Here is a 13,986-nt window from a genome sequence, read left to right as displayed (position 1 = left end):
TGTCAACTTTTCCTGACAGTTGTGAATTGGGATATTTTCAGTGCGTCTTGAAGTCTTTTGTGAAGATAGACTCGGTTTAACCCGAGAATTGCTCGATATTTTAGCGTCTAAAAGCATCGATTTACGTGGCATCGAAATCGATATCAGTGGCATCATCTACCTTAATTGCCCAGATATCGATTTTGATACCTTTAGTGAATTAATGGCCGAAATCCGTCGTATTTCAGGGGTAAAAGACGTACGTAAAATCCAATTTATGCCAATGGAGCGCCATAACACGGAACTGCTTTCATTGGTGGATAACCTCCCTGATCCTGTATTCGCGATTGATCTTAAAGGCGCAGTCGATATGGCAAATATGTCGGCGCTTTCTCTCCTTGGCCAGCACAAGCAAGACGTGATAGGCACACAAATCGGCACATTATTGCCAAGCGTCCGTTTTTCTCGTTGGTCCGAGGGTGTCAATGCGCGCACACGTGAAAGCTTGGTGATAGATGGCTTAGATTACATACTTGAATTGATGCCCGTCTATATCAAGGATGAAGCACAAAACTCGACACTAGCCAGCACGCTGATGACCATTCGCTCTAGTCAACATGGCGTGCAAATTGAAGAGACACTGCCACTGCAAAACCAATTGGGCTTTGAGCATTTTGTGGGTTTGTCTAACCGCCATAAGGCGCTGATGAATCAAGCGAAAAAGTTGTCAGTGTTGGACCAACCACTCTTAATTGAGGGCGAAACGGGCACAGGCAAAGAAATGCTCGCAAAAGCGTGTCATAGCCGTTCAAGCCGAGCAAATAAGCCATTTTTGGTGCTAAGTTGTGCCTCTATGCCTGACGATGTAGCCGAAACCGAACTGTTTGGTCATGCGCCGGGTTCATTCAATCATGAGCAAGGCCATAAAGGCATCTTTGAACAAGCGAATGGCGGTACCGTATTTCTTGATGAAATCGGCGAGATGAGCTCACATTTGCAAATCAAACTGCTGCGTTTTTTACAAGATGGTAATTTCCGTCGAGTAGGCGCAGAAGATGAAATGCACGTTGATGTTCGTATTATCGCCTCTACTAAGCATAACCTTGCTGAGCTTGCCGAAGCGGGCCAGTTCCGTGAAGACTTATACTATCGTTTGAATGTGTTAACGCTTAATATTCCACCTTTGCGCAAGCGTTCTAATGATGTGGCTCCGTTATTGGACTTATTTGTTACCAAGCATGCTCAACAACTTGGTATAGATAAACCTGACTTGGATGAAGCTTTGGTGGATGCGCTTGCGAATTATCAGTGGCCTGGCAATATGCGTCAGTTAGATAACATGGTACTGCGTGCACTCACCGAAATGGATGGCCAGGTTCTGAAAGTCGAAAACTTCAATTTGCCACAGCCACAAGCCATGGGTGGAAGCAGCGCGACACTTAACCTTGATGGTTCACTTGATGAGATCATGCGTGATTACGAATCGCAAATTTTAGAGCGTTTGTATCAATCATTTCCGTCAAGTCGTAAGTTAGCGAAGCGATTGAATGTCTCCCATACCTCTATCGCGAACAAACTACGTGATTACGGTATTCGAAAAAATTAGGCCAAAATTAAAAGGAAGTGATTCATCATAATGGAAGATAAAAGCTCCTCAATCGCCGTTCACAAGTTGGACGGCGACTTGCTTCTACGTACTGCTGAAATCGGCGACGCAGATATGATCGCAGAGTATTTTCAAACTAACCGAGAATACCTCAAGCCTTTTGAACCCAAACGAGAAGAAGCCTTTTATTCTGTCAATGATTGGCTACAAAAGCTGATCAAACTTAATGAGTTACATCGATTGGGCCTTGGTTATTACTGCCTACTTGTGCATGCAGAATCTGGCAAAATGCTCGGTACGCTTTCTTTTAGTAACCTGACACGATTTCCTTTCTATGCGTGTAACGTTGGTTACTCGCTTGCAGAAGATGCGCAAGGAAAAGGGTACATGCGTCGCGGGTTGAAGATGGCTTGTGATTACATGTTTGAGGTGCAAAAGCTGCACCGCATTCAAGCTGGTTATATGCCTCATAACAAACGCAGTGAAGCGGTTCTAAAGCATGTTGGCTTTGAGAAAGAAGGATATGCAAAGAACTATCTGTTGATCAATGGTGAATGGCAAGACCATGTGTTGACCTCATTGACCAACGCAAATTGGAAAGCAGAGGCACGATAAATGGACAGATTGGAAAAGCAGATAGCGTTGTTGATTGAATTGGATCAACTGAAAAGTGTCCTTCGTCGCACTCGTATAAAAAGTGCTGATGGACGATTAGAGAACAGTGGTGAGCACAGTTGGCATGTCGCACTCATGGCTATTTTGATGCAAGAACATGCGAATGCACCTGTCGATATCACTCGAGTAATGAAAATGCTGCTCATCCATGATGTCGTAGAGATCGACGCAGGCGATACCTTTGTTTATGATACAGCAGCATCAAAAGAGCAAGAAGAGAAAGAGCAAAAAGCCGCGCAGCGATTGTTTGGTATGTTACCCATTGAACAAGGTGACGAATTGCTAGCGTTATGGAACGAATTTGAAGCGGCCCAAACAGATGATGCTAAGTATGCAAAAGCGCTGGATCGCTTAATTCCAATGTTGCTGAACTATCACAACAATGGTCAAAGTTGGATCGAGAATAACGTCACACGTGACCAAGCGTTGACGATTAATAAAAGAATTGAATTTGGCTCTGTTACCTTATGGGACAAAGCCAAGGAACTGATTGAAGAAGCCACCGAAAAAGGTTGGTTGAAGTCGTAATAAAGGAGACGGAATGTCTTATTTGCCTTTGGATGAATACCAAAGAAAATGGATTTTTACCCACCAGTCGATGCCGGTACCGGAAGACGAACTGGAGTTTATCAAGCCGATGAATCAGGCTCGTGCAGCACAGTTTTGGAAAGAAAACATCAGTGCGCAAAGTCCGGATATGGAACGCTTGAGCTCATCAGACTGGCCAATGAAAGAGTCTAATTGGACAGATGCAGTGGATTGGATGGCAGCTTGGGACGCAGACGAGCCTGAATTGCCAGAAGAAGTCACGGCATTTGTTGATTGGCAAGATGATGTAACCGTCTACTTTTGTTACGAGAAGTACAATATCATCGAAACAAAGTGGTCGACGTTTAAAAAGCATTGGAAAAATTTCTTGTTTTACGATGATGGCCCGATGTTGCTTGGCCGCCGCCGTTCCCAAGCGTTGTGGTTTGACTCCAAAGGCAACGTCAAACTTGGCGAACGCACTTAACAATGTAACTTAATATGTATTAGTACACTTAATTAGAAGCCACGCATGATATTTTGTTGCAATTGAGCAATGACGAGCCATGCGTGGTTTTTATTTATCTAGAAACTATTAACTAGAGACTTGAAAGGGGACTTAATACTCCTCCTGCTCCGCGCTCAATGACATGGGTATAGATTTGTGTTGTTTTTACATCGCTGTGCCCAAGTTGCTCTTGTACGGTTCTGATATCGGCTCCTGATTCTAAAAGATGGGTAGCAAAACTGTGTCGCAGAGTGTGGCACGTGACCGTTTTTTCGATACCCGCGTCTTTCGCTGCACGTTTTACTGACCTTTGAATGGCACTTTCATTGATATGATGACGTTTAAGTTCGCCGGTTTCTTTATCAATGCTTAGTTTTGTCGATGGGAATAGAAAGTGCCAGTTGAAATCCATTTCAGCTTCTGGGTATTTTCGCCTCAATGCATCAGAAATATAGACACCAGCATATCCAGGGACATGACGGTCTTTTTTGTAATAATCTCGAACAAGATTAACCTGAGATCTCAAAGGCTCATGTAATTCTTTTGCTAACGTCACGGTTCTATTCTTGCCGCCCTTGCCTTGCCAAACACGAATGGCACCATAGTCATAATCGATATCCTGAATTCTAAGTCGCAAGCATTCCATTACCCTTAGGCCAGAACCATAAAGAAGCTGAGTATGAAGTTTATATCTTGGATCGATATGCAGGACAAAGCGGCGCATTTCTTCTCTGGTTAATACTACTGGGAGTTTTTTCTCAGTCAGGGACTTTTGAAAGCGCATTTCTAATGACAGAGGCATTCGAAAATACTCACGATACAGAAATGAAATAGCGTTAAGTGCGAGGGCTTGAGTTTTCACCGCGACTTTTTCATCTATTGCTAAGTGACTTAGAAAGCGTTCTACATCGTCTTCCGCTAATTTGGATGGATGAGCCAACTGGTGGAATACGATAAATCGTTTGATCCAGAATAGATAACTTTCAATCGTTTTCTTTGCATAGTGTCGAGCGATCATGTGTTCTTTTACGCTAAGTAAAAACTGACTTTTCATAACTCAATTTACCTGATTTTTTATACAGTTTTATTAATTTAGCGTTCAAACTGTAATTAGGCTTTATTCCGCCGTCTAATTGCGTGCTTGAGCACACAGATTCATACCATTTTTCTATTTGTTTCATGAGTATAAGTGTTAGCATCCGTTTTTCTTTTTGTGTGAAAGATGGCGGTAGCTTGCGTGAAACTCGGCATACAGCCGTATAGAAAGCGTTAGCTTACTATGCAATGACTTGCAAATTACATTTAGTGACTTAAGCTTACCTTAGTGGTATTATTGCTCTGAAAATTGGTAAGGAGACAAGATATGCCAAGCTTTTTGAAAAGATTGCTACTGCTAACCGTTAGCGAGCAAGAGAAAAAGGTTTTAGTTGCGCTGCAAACGTCAGAGGTTACTTCTCGTCGTGTTGTTGGTCGTGGCACATTGACTGTCGATGCTATCGAAGTTACACGTACTCGAAAATTTCAAGAATACGCAGAGCAAGCCTCTCAGATCGTCAACAGTAGCAGATAATAATTAAGCCAACCTATGTTTCTTCTTTTAGTAATCCCGATACTCATATCGGGATTTTATGTATGTAACCACAATCTATACTATTACTATAAAATTCACCGTTATGAAGGGCAGTATTTGTACTTAAAAAGTGCTCTTTTGGGGTTTGGGTGCTTAGTAATCGCTTCGTTAGTAACCCTTCTGTTAAATCGCTTTATGCCTGCATCGATATTTTGCATCAATATCGACGTTGTTAGTCGGTTAGAAACTTTGCTTAGCTCTGCTGTTTCAATGAAAGAAAACGAAGCGAAGCAATTAGCTTGGATCTCAATTATCGCTGTATCCACCCAAATTGTTGCGTACCTGTGGGTTAAACTGTCAGATCTACATATTCGAATTAAAGAAAGTGACGTTGAGAAATCAAAGATAATGCTAATGTCTACAATTCTCAGTGATAGCCCTTTAGACCTACTTTTACTAAACTCTTACGTGTATGAAAATCCGATTATGCTCACACTCAGTGACCAAAAAGTCTATGTCGGCGTTGTTTCTTCATTAGGTGAACCGAATGAAAGTGAAGGATTAGATCAAGAGATAGCAATCATTCCTATCATGAGTGGTTATAGAGATGATGATAATCTAAAAGTAATTTTTAATACCGATTATAAAATCGTTGGTAAAGACATATCGCTGGCAATTCGACAATCTCTAATTAGTACTGCTACTAAGTTTGAGTTTGATGTTTATCAAGAATTTCAAAAGTCCCAACCAAAAGAAGATAAGAGCAAAAAACTGAGTATTCCAGCTAATTCCAAAGTATTCTTCTGGAAATCGTAAGCTAACAATCTGTTTAAGAGTGATTCGCAACGCTTGGCATTTTTGCTATGCGTTGCGTTTTGTGTTTAAGGTGGTATGCGGGAGCTTCGGTATTGCGTTGCTCACACCTTAACAGGGCGTTATGTTTACTTGAAATTCAAAGGCTTAAAGGTATTGGGCTCTAGTTCTTTGTCCCTCTGGTAATTCGTTCCTAGTAGACTCAGCAAATCAGCATTGTCGACCTAAGTTTTTTGAATCTCTCAGCCCGTAAAACATGCCAATGTTAGTGGGTTGCTTCATTGGCAGGTCGTGGCGGTCGGCTTCTGATTTAACTGGCTCAAAGTCGCTTCTAGGTTCTTAACCGATTAGCATCCTACCTTGGCAGTCGCCTCGGCAATTTTCCGTTGTCTTGCGCTTTTGTTGGAAAGAAAGGGCGCTTGTTGGTACTCAGTTGGGTTGCCTCATTGGGCAGGGAAGTGGACTTGTTTGTTTTAGGTTGGTCGCCTTTGGTGGTCAAGTTAGTTTCTGCCTTGTGGTTTTGCTCAGAAAACTGGTTGGAAATGGGAGTTCTTTCTCAAGTAAATCATGTATTTGTGGTAAAACATAACAAACAATTCAACAGTGATTCGCAACGCTTGGCGCTCTCACTTCGGGTTGAGTTAAGTGTTTACGGCGCAGTATTTAAGTTCAGTGTATGCGCTGCTCACACGTTAATTGGGCGTTATGCCGCTATGTGAAAAACGGGAGAGGACATGAAAGGGGAAATTGTTCGCTGGGTTGATGAGCGCGGTTTTGGGTTCATAAATTCCAATGAACTGGATGGTGACATTTTTGTTCATGTATCCAAGTTCAAAAAAGGATACCGACGCCCCCGAATAGGGGACCAAGTAGAGTTTCAACTGGCAAGTGTTCAGCCTAAGTTAAGTGCGGAAAGTGCTCAGTTAGTCGGTGTCAAACCACAGAAAAGCAATTCTTTTTCAGTTGTATTATCAGCAGTTATCGTCGGTCTAATAGGCGCAGCCTTATATCTGTTTTATATAGAGCCTAAGCTAAACCCTGCATATGAAAATATGGGGTTTAGTTGCCAAGGTAAGACCTACTGTAGCGAAATGGCGTCTTGTGACGAAGCAAAGTTTTATTTATCAAATTGTCCAAATGTCAAAATAGATGGCGACAATGATGGTACTCCTTGCGAGAGTCAGTTATGTGGTAGTTGGTAGGATCGGCATAACAAACTGTTTAAGAGTGATTCGCAACGCGTGGCATTTTTACCATGCGTTGGTTTAAGTGATTAAGGTGGTATGCGGCGGCATCGGTATTGCGTTGCTCACACCTTAACAGGGCGTTATAACTACTTTTTTAGAACGGTATATGAAAGAGAAAATCGATAAAAATACAATATTGCTTAGTCAGTTAAACAAGGCATGCTCGCTATACCTGAAAAAAGAATACATATGTTCTCTTACTTTAGCTGGTAGTGCGGAAAGTTTGAGTGAGGGGCTAGTGGAAGCAATAAACTCTAAGCCGTATAGCGCTTTCTTTGTTATGTTTAAGCGTTTAAAAGCAGAATGGCGTAAAGAGGATGCCTCTAAAGCGAATATCATTCTTCGAGAAAGGAATTGGTCTAGAAACATAATCAAACACCATGACAAGGGTGAGGAGACAATTATCGATATTGATCTTCAATTCCAAAGCTTCATTGTTCTAAAGTCATGCTTGGAGAATTATCGGAAGCTTGGTTTTCAGCCAACGCCTGTCATGCGTCAGTTTGAAAAAGTAACACGTGATTTTGGTTAAACCGTAGTTATAACAAACAATTTAAGAGTGATTCAGCACGCGTGGCATTTTTGGCATGCATTGGTTTTTGGTGTTGAAGTGCTATGCAGCGGCTTGGTCATTGCGTGCTTCACACCTTAATTGGGCGTTAGTACGGGTTTGACATCAAAGGTCATCAGTTTTGGTGTTTATCTGTTTTGGCGCTCGTCTTTACACCTTTCAGTTAGTGCCTTTCACGTTCTATCCGGTGGCACTATATGCGGAGTGTTCGCTTTGATTTTACCGTTTACGGTTTCTAACTTTTAGCCTATTTCTTTGGCGCTTCTTCTCTTTCGTGGTTTTTACTAAGTCAGAATTGTCTTTCTTTGGTGTTGTCGTTGCAGTGCGAGGATCGAATCCTTTTCTAATTTGAAGTCAGTAAAAGTAAGGGAGTTCAGTACGTTTTTCTTCTAGCTAGCTTTCGTCTCTTAATCGAGTTTAAGTTTTGTAGCTGCCCGTCTCACTTCAGTGTTCAAAGCCTTTCATATCATGCTACTTTTCAATATCTTGGAGCGCACAAATAGAAGTAGCGCATGTACTAACAAATTGCTTAAGAGTGATTCGTAACGCGTGGCATTTTTACTTTGCGGTAGCTTATGTGATTAAGGCGCCGTGCGGTAGCTTTTGTATTGCGTTACTCACACCTTAGCAAGGCGTTATAGCGATGGGAAAGTGCCCTAAAATAGATATATTAGGGCATCAATGACGGATTAGTCTATTGGGTACGAACCTTCATAATGGTCATCACAAACGGGGTGATCTTGGACGTAACTAGTGGCTAGATTTTCACAAAACTCGCACTCAGCACCTTTAGGTGGTCTAGTTTCATCACAATATACACAGTAGCCATCTTCTTCTGGATATTCAGTACCGCAGTCATCACACGTAATATAGTTATCTTCTGACATATCGCCTCCATCAATAGTGTAAGTCAGAACTATGGTTTATCATATATGCACTTAATGTAAAAGTGGTTTAACTTATTGATAATTGGATTAATTATTGGTTTGGTGTGACCATTAAAGAATCGCTATAACAATAAATTTAAGAGTGATTCACAACGCTTGGCGCTCTCACTTCAAGTCAGTTTAGTGTTTATGGCACAATGCTTTAGGTAAGGTGTTAGCGTTGTTCACACCTTAATTTGGCGTTATATGCCAATACAGATAGGAAGTAAAAAATGAACTTTGTATATGAATTTCTATATGTGCTTTCATTATCAAAACGCACTCAATTAGCACTGATTCTTGGTGTCGTTTTTCACTTCGTAATTTTATTGGTTGGCAAATACTACATCGCTGAAATTGAGTTCCAAGGAGTAATGAAACCTTTGGAAGATGCCATAGTTGGGAAGCTATTGCATAGATACGATAAGGTAGCGTTGTTTGCATTGGTTTCATTCTGGGTATTGGCTTTTAAATGTTACCGTAAAGATCGCAAAAGGCTATACAGCTTGTAGTCCTTACTTTGGTTGCTCATTAAGGGACTTTCAGGCTTTGGGTACAAGCATATAACAAAGCGTTTAAGACGGATTCCCAACGCTTGGCATTTTCGGTTTGATTCGTATTTAGTGTTTACGGCACAATATTTTAGGTAAGGTGGTAGCGTTGCTCACCACTTAACGCGGCGTTAGGCGCAGTAAAGAAATTCTTGGATCTAATCTCTAATTTATCTTTGGCCATTTGTTCTAGTTTTTCGGCAATCTGGTTTTATCTTCCTAAATTCTTGAATCACTCAACCCGCAAAATATGTCAATGTTCGCGGGTTGCCTCATTCAGCTTTCGGGTCGGTTAGTTGTAATTTTCTTTGGCTCAAATCGCTTCAAGTTCATCTGTTTTGGAAGTTGATTTATTGGCTGAAATTTCGCTCTGAAAATCAGCCTGTTCAAATCCCATTTTTATGTGCTGAAAAGCCAATTTCTTTGGTGTTTTGGTTGCACTGGGTTTCAGATACTTAACTGCTTTAGCATTTGGGTTTTAATCAAATTCAGTGGGTTACGTGAATTTCTTTTTCCAAAAGGTGGTTTTCTAAATCAAATTTAAACTATTTGCGTGAAGCGCCTAACAAAGCATTTAAGAGTGACTCACAACGCTTGGCTATTTCAGTTTAAACTTGGCTTTAGTGTTTAAGGTGCAATGGGTTAGGTTAGGTGTTTTAGCGTTGTTCGCACCTTAATGCGGCGTTATGCGAATACGGAGAATTTAAATATGTCTAAAAAATTCAAAATATCTGCGGACACTATAAGAGAATTGGCGAGTGGGTACGGCGGTTGTATTGCTACAGACATGATAACCGTGGTTGGTAAGAAAGTTGGTTATTTTTACCGAGATGAACCAAATAATGATCTAGACAGCGGTTGGTGTTTTATGTCTGGTGATGAGACGCAAGAGTATATGGATGAGTCAACTAACCACGAAATCTATGATGTGAATACCATTGCTAACTATGACCCGGATATTATTCCTTTTTTGGACGCTCCTGTTGGCTCAGCATTCGAGCGAAACAGTGAAGGGAAAATAGTCGAAATAGTTGAATAATTCGCATAACAAGCAATTTAAGAGGGATTCACAACGCTCGGCATTTTTGCTTCTACTTCAAATTTTGTGTTTATGGCACAATGCTTTAGGTTTAGGGGGAGGCGTTGTTCACCCCTTAATTGGGCGTTAGGCGACATGAGATAAGCGATAGAGTAGTGATAGTATCTTGGCGTGAATCTAGCTTCAGTTAATTGAAAAGGAGTGGATTAATGAATGGTAAAGCATTTGATAATTGGCAAAAATCGCGAAAGAAAGGATGTTTAAATTGGCTTTTCAGAACCACTTTCGTCACAGCCATTTTGTACATGATTTTTAATGTTATTTTCCTTTATCCATCTTCTGATGCGGCAAGCATTACGATTTTCTTATCGGATAATGCTCTTAATTACTCAATTTACACGATCGGGATGTTTTTCGCATTTTGGGCTATTTGGCTATACAACGAATCTTCGTATGAGAAAGAAGTTAAACGTAGAAATGTCGCCTAACAAACTGTTCAAGAGGGATTCGCAACGCGTGGCATTTTCACTATGCGTTGGTTTTAGTGTTTAAGGTGGTATGCGGCAGCTTCGGTATTGCGTTGCTCACCCCTTAACAGGGCGTTAGTACGGGTTTGGCATCAAAGATCATAAGTTTTGGTGTTTATCTGTTTTGGCACTCGTATTTACACCTTTCAGTTAGTGCCTTTCACGTTCTTTCCGGTGGCACTATATGCGGAGTGTCCGTTTTGATTTCACCGTTTACGGTTTCTAACTTTTAGCCTATTTCTTTGGCGCTTCTTCATTTTCGTGATGGCTTTTGAGAGAACCTTGATTACTTTTGGTGTGGCTGTTGAAGTACGAGGAAAGAATCCTTTTCCAATTTGAAGCTAGTGAAAGTTGGGCAGTTCAGTGCGTTTTTCTTCTAGCCAACTTTCCTCTCTTAATCGGTGTAAAGTTTTGTAGCTGCCCGTCTCACTTCAGTGTTCAAAGCCTTTCATATCATGCCAGTTTTCAATATCTTGGAGCGCATAAATAGAAGTAGCGCATGTACTAACAAACTGTTCAAGAGGGATTCGCAACGCGTGGCATTTTCACTATGCGTTGGTTTTAGTGTTTAAGGTGGTATGCTGCGGCTTGGGTATTGCGTTGCTCACCCCTTAACAGGGCGTTAAATTTCAATGAGGTACTATGAAAAATTCAGATGCTGATTTCAGCGATATTTTTGAGGATGTATTTGAAAAGGTTTTTGGTGCGGCTAGATTATCAAAAGACCTTACCAAAGCGAAATCAGCGGACTCAGATAAGATTGGTGATGCAATTTTGTATAAACTGTCTTACGACAGTGTTGATAAAATTTCTGAGTGTGTTGCAAACTTTCAAGACGAAATCAGGGATTATTTGTTAGTATCATTTGAGCGCAATAACGTTGATAAAAGTAAAAAAGATGAAGTCGTCGATTTTGTTTCAGGAGACTCACAAGATAGTAAAAATGCAAGAATTGCTATGGATACTTTGCGTGAGTTGGTTACATTTGATGAAGAGTATGGCGATGACTATCACTACCTTGATCACGATGAGTTCTGCGCTTCGCTACTATCTTGGGTAACGACCTTGAATCGCATACGAGCAACAGGTGACCTGATTCCAATGGTTACTCGTGCCGTTTATCAAGATAAAGTTCGTGATGCAATTAATGTTTGGTTTGACAATAAAGATACCAAAAATAGTGATTCTGAAGATTTTTGGCAAAAGGAGCTGAGTCAAAATCTGGAAGTTTTGGAACGTATTATTGGGTCTAAAGTTTTACTCGTCAGTGAGCAGCCAAATTTTGGTGGGCAAGACATTGATGGCAAAGGTGGAAAAATTCCTGATTTTGCATTGGAAAGTGTAAGTACAAATAACCTTGTCATTGTAGAAATCAAGAAGCCAGGTGCTAAGCTTTTAGGTAGAAAATATCGGGGTGGGGTCTATGGGTTTAGTGCTGATTTGTCAGGTGCAATCTCACAAGTATTAGTTCAACGTAATCAAATTATGAACTCATTCTATGAGAAGAAATATACTTCAAATTCAAGTTTTGAAGTACATAAACCAAAGTGTATTGTGATTACTGGTAACTCAGAGAAAGAGTTAAAAGGTGATACTGACAAATGCCGTTCTTTTGAACTACTTAGAAACACAGTTGAACCTGATGTCGTAATAAAAACATTTGATGAGTTGTATGCGAATTATATTTCCTTCAACGAGGCAAATGAAATTTAACAAAGCATTTAAGAGTGATTCCCAACGCTTGGCATTTTCAATCCATCGTTGGGTTTTGTGTTTACGGTGGTATGGTTAGGTTTCGTGGTAGCGTTGCTCACACCTTAATGCGGCGTTATGTACTTGGAGAAAAATATGGATTTTCTCGTAGGTGTAGACCTTCAGGATTCATTTGTTTTGGGTTGGCACTACACTGATCAAACTTTTGAAATTGAACTAGAGTTTAGCATCTGGCCTGAGTCTAAATATTATGAAGCTCCAAAAATAGGTGAGCATACTTGCTATCGTTTGGGGTCTCTTCTTTTTGAGGGTGTTTTAAGTATTAATGGGCTCTTGAATCAAAATGATATGCAGCCGACCATAGACCTTGACGGTTCAAAAGACTACGGAAACATCGACTACTTTGAAAAGAACCAATCATATTTCAAGGTGGTAGGTGGCTTTGGGAGCATAGAATTTGAAAGCTCAGGTGTTCATTTTAAACTACGTACATAACAAACTGTTCAAGAGGGATTCGCAACGCGTGGTATTTTCAATATGCGTTGGTTTAGTGGTTAAGGTGGTATGCGGCGGCTTTGGTATTGCGTTGCTCACCCCTTAACAGGGCGTTAGTTTGCAAGAGAAAAAACGCAGCTATATCGCAAGATCTAGTGGTAAAAGCTCAAAGTTTAAGTTGTCGTATTGGCTTTCAATTTTAGTGTTAACTAGCGTGGTGAAAATCCAAAATTGGTATCGTTTCAACGGTTGATTTGTTCTTTGGTGCGGCGACTTTTGGGTTAACTGGGTTGAACTTTTTCGCTGAAACTCTGCTCGTTGAGTTTGTTGGTATAAAAGCCGAACTACTCGCTGAAATGACGCTTTCTTTGGTGTGGAAAGTTCACGTGGTTTCAGTGGCTTTGTTGAAAGTCCGCACTGTGAGATTGGTTTTCCAAAAGCGTTTTTTGGTGTTGTGAGTTCGGTTTCTGCCACGTTGTTTGTTCCAAGTGGTTTCATTGAGTTGCCGCTTTGAGACTAAGCCTGACTTAAGTGCATCAAAGCACATAAAGCTTATTGTTTTCAAAATTTAAAATAACGTAAAATCAACTCCTTGGGTTTGCAAACTAACAAACTGCTCAAGAGGGATTCGCAACGAGTGGCATTTTTACTATGCGTTGGTTTTGGTGTTTAAGGTGGTATGCGGCGGCCTTTGTATTGCGTTGCTCACCCCTTAGCAGGGCGTTAGTACGGGTTTGACATCAAAGGTCATAAGTTTTGGTGTTTATCTGTTTTGGCACTCGTCTTTACATCTTTCAGCTTGTACCTTTCACGTTCTTTCCGGTGGCACTATATGCGGAGTGTTCGCTTTGATTTCACTGTTTACGGCTTCTAACTCTTAGCCTATTTCTTTGGCGCTTCTTCATTTTCGTGGTGGCTTTTGAGAGAGCCTTGGTTACTTTTGGTATGGCTGTTGAAGTACGAGGAAAGAATCCATTTCTAATTTGAAGCTAGTGAAAGTAGGGCAGTTCAGTGCGTTTTTCTTCTAGCCAACTTTCGTCTTCCAATCGAGGTAAAGTTTTGTAGCTGCCCGTCTCACTTCAGTGTTCAAAGCCTTTCATATTATTCCACTTTTCAATATCTTGGAGCGCATAAATAGAAGTAACGCATGTACTAACAAATTGCTTAAGAGTGATTCGTAACGCGTGGCATTTTTACTTTGCGGTGGCTTATGGTGATTAAGGCGCTGTGCGGTAGCT

General features: G+C 40.8%; 14 protein-coding genes. 13 read left to right on the top strand and 1 reads right to left on the bottom strand.

Features of this window, described 5'->3' with window-relative positions:
- The first annotated feature begins 40 nt into the window (after positions 1 to 40).
- Genes tyrR through KHN78_RS01665 form a run of 4 tightly spaced genes read left to right on the top strand, consistent with a single transcriptional unit; the run spans position 41 to position 3,275 of the window.
- Positions 41 to 1,585, top strand: a complete 1,545-nt coding sequence (gene tyrR / locus KHN78_RS01680) for a transcriptional regulator TyrR (protein WP_211919490.1) — start codon at positions 41 to 43, stop codon at positions 1,583 to 1,585.
- Between the two features lie 30 nt (positions 1,586 to 1,615).
- On the top strand, positions 1,616 to 2,200 hold the full coding sequence (gene rimJ / locus KHN78_RS01675) for a ribosomal protein S5-alanine N-acetyltransferase (protein WP_128811097.1): 585 nt from the start codon (positions 1,616 to 1,618) through the stop codon (positions 2,198 to 2,200).
- On the top strand, positions 2,201 to 2,788 hold the full coding sequence (locus KHN78_RS01670; protein WP_211919488.1) for an HD domain-containing protein: 588 nt from the start codon (positions 2,201 to 2,203) through the stop codon (positions 2,786 to 2,788).
- A gap of 13 nt (positions 2,789 to 2,801) precedes the next feature.
- On the top strand, positions 2,802 to 3,275 hold the full coding sequence (locus KHN78_RS01665; RefSeq protein ID WP_211919486.1) for a DUF2947 domain-containing protein: 474 nt from the start codon (positions 2,802 to 2,804) through the stop codon (positions 3,273 to 3,275).
- A 112-nt stretch (positions 3,276 to 3,387) separates the two neighbouring features.
- Here the strand turns inward: KHN78_RS01665 and KHN78_RS01660 are convergent, their stop codons facing one another.
- The gene (locus tag KHN78_RS01660; protein ID WP_211919484.1) at positions 3,388 to 4,350 is read right to left on the bottom strand and encodes an integron integrase; all 963 of its coding nucleotides are present in this window, start codon (positions 4,348 to 4,350) and stop codon (positions 3,388 to 3,390) included.
- Positions 4,351 to 4,659: 309 nt separating this feature from the next.
- Between KHN78_RS01660 and KHN78_RS01655 the strand changes: the two genes are divergently transcribed.
- The 9 genes from KHN78_RS01655 (at position 4,660) to KHN78_RS01580 (ending at position 12,748) form a co-directional block, all read left to right on the top strand.
- Entirely contained in the window at positions 4,660 to 4,866 is a 207-nt protein-coding gene (locus KHN78_RS01655; RefSeq protein ID WP_211919481.1) for a hypothetical protein, read from the top strand.
- A gap of 117 nt (positions 4,867 to 4,983) precedes the next feature.
- Positions 4,984 to 5,682 carry a hypothetical protein gene (locus KHN78_RS01650; protein WP_223917755.1) on the top strand — a complete coding sequence of 233 codons (699 nt, stop codon included), beginning with the start codon at positions 4,984 to 4,986 and terminating at the stop codon, positions 5,680 to 5,682.
- A gap of 731 nt (positions 5,683 to 6,413) precedes the next feature.
- Positions 6,414 to 6,881: a cold shock domain-containing protein gene (locus tag KHN78_RS01640; protein ID WP_038899037.1), complete on the top strand. Its 468-nt coding sequence runs from the start codon at positions 6,414 to 6,416 to the stop codon at positions 6,879 to 6,881.
- Positions 6,882 to 7,032: 151 nt separating this feature from the next.
- Entirely contained in the window at positions 7,033 to 7,458 is a 426-nt protein-coding gene (locus KHN78_RS01625; RefSeq protein ID WP_148498831.1) for a hypothetical protein, read from the top strand.
- Positions 7,459 to 8,656: 1,198 nt separating this feature from the next.
- Positions 8,657 to 8,935 (top strand): hypothetical protein, encoded by a 279-nt coding sequence (locus tag KHN78_RS01610; RefSeq protein ID WP_025573065.1) that lies wholly within the window; start codon positions 8,657 to 8,659, stop codon positions 8,933 to 8,935.
- Positions 8,936 to 9,683: 748 nt separating this feature from the next.
- Complete coding sequence (locus KHN78_RS01605) at positions 9,684 to 10,013, top strand: DUF2185 domain-containing protein (protein ID WP_211919475.1); 330 nt, start codon at positions 9,684 to 9,686, stop codon at positions 10,011 to 10,013.
- Positions 10,014 to 10,222: 209 nt separating this feature from the next.
- Positions 10,223 to 10,501 (top strand): hypothetical protein, encoded by a 279-nt coding sequence (locus KHN78_RS01600; RefSeq protein WP_020840791.1) that lies wholly within the window; start codon positions 10,223 to 10,225, stop codon positions 10,499 to 10,501.
- A gap of 681 nt (positions 10,502 to 11,182) precedes the next feature.
- Entirely contained in the window at positions 11,183 to 12,253 is a 1,071-nt protein-coding gene (locus KHN78_RS01585) for a Shedu immune nuclease family protein (protein WP_211919472.1), read from the top strand.
- A 135-nt stretch (positions 12,254 to 12,388) separates the two neighbouring features.
- Positions 12,389 to 12,748 (top strand): hypothetical protein, encoded by a 360-nt coding sequence (locus KHN78_RS01580; RefSeq protein ID WP_105067028.1) that lies wholly within the window; start codon positions 12,389 to 12,391, stop codon positions 12,746 to 12,748.
- The last annotated feature ends 1,238 nt before the right edge of the window (positions 12,749 to 13,986 follow it).

Source organism: Vibrio sp. B1REV9 (assembly GCF_905175395.2).
Taxonomy (GTDB): domain Bacteria; phylum Pseudomonadota; class Gammaproteobacteria; order Enterobacterales; family Vibrionaceae; genus Vibrio; species Vibrio alfacsensis.
The sequence above is the reverse complement of the archived record's forward strand: the minus strand, read 5'-3'. Positions and strand labels throughout refer to the sequence as shown.

Coding starts and splice junctions, on each gene's coding strand:
- rimJ (WP_128811097.1), top strand. CDS start 1,616: ATGGAAGATAAAAGCTCCTCAATCGCCGTTCACAAGTTGGACGGCGAC.
- KHN78_RS01670 (WP_211919488.1), top strand. CDS start 2,201: ATGGACAGATTGGAAAAGCAGATAGCGTTGTTGATTGAATTGGATCAA.
- KHN78_RS01665 (WP_211919486.1), top strand. CDS start 2,802: ATGTCTTATTTGCCTTTGGATGAATACCAAAGAAAATGGATTTTTACC.
- KHN78_RS01660 (WP_211919484.1), bottom strand. CDS start 4,350: ATGAAAAGTCAGTTTTTACTTAGCGTAAAAGAACACATGATCGCTCGA.
- KHN78_RS01655 (WP_211919481.1), top strand. CDS start 4,660: ATGCCAAGCTTTTTGAAAAGATTGCTACTGCTAACCGTTAGCGAGCAA.
- KHN78_RS01640 (WP_038899037.1), top strand. CDS start 6,414: ATGAAAGGGGAAATTGTTCGCTGGGTTGATGAGCGCGGTTTTGGGTTC.
- KHN78_RS01625 (WP_148498831.1), top strand. CDS start 7,033: ATGAAAGAGAAAATCGATAAAAATACAATATTGCTTAGTCAGTTAAAC.
- KHN78_RS01610 (WP_025573065.1), top strand. CDS start 8,657: ATGAACTTTGTATATGAATTTCTATATGTGCTTTCATTATCAAAACGC.
- KHN78_RS01605 (WP_211919475.1), top strand. CDS start 9,684: ATGTCTAAAAAATTCAAAATATCTGCGGACACTATAAGAGAATTGGCG.
- KHN78_RS01600 (WP_020840791.1), top strand. CDS start 10,223: ATGAATGGTAAAGCATTTGATAATTGGCAAAAATCGCGAAAGAAAGGA.
- KHN78_RS01585 (WP_211919472.1), top strand. CDS start 11,183: ATGAAAAATTCAGATGCTGATTTCAGCGATATTTTTGAGGATGTATTT.
- KHN78_RS01580 (WP_105067028.1), top strand. CDS start 12,389: ATGGATTTTCTCGTAGGTGTAGACCTTCAGGATTCATTTGTTTTGGGT.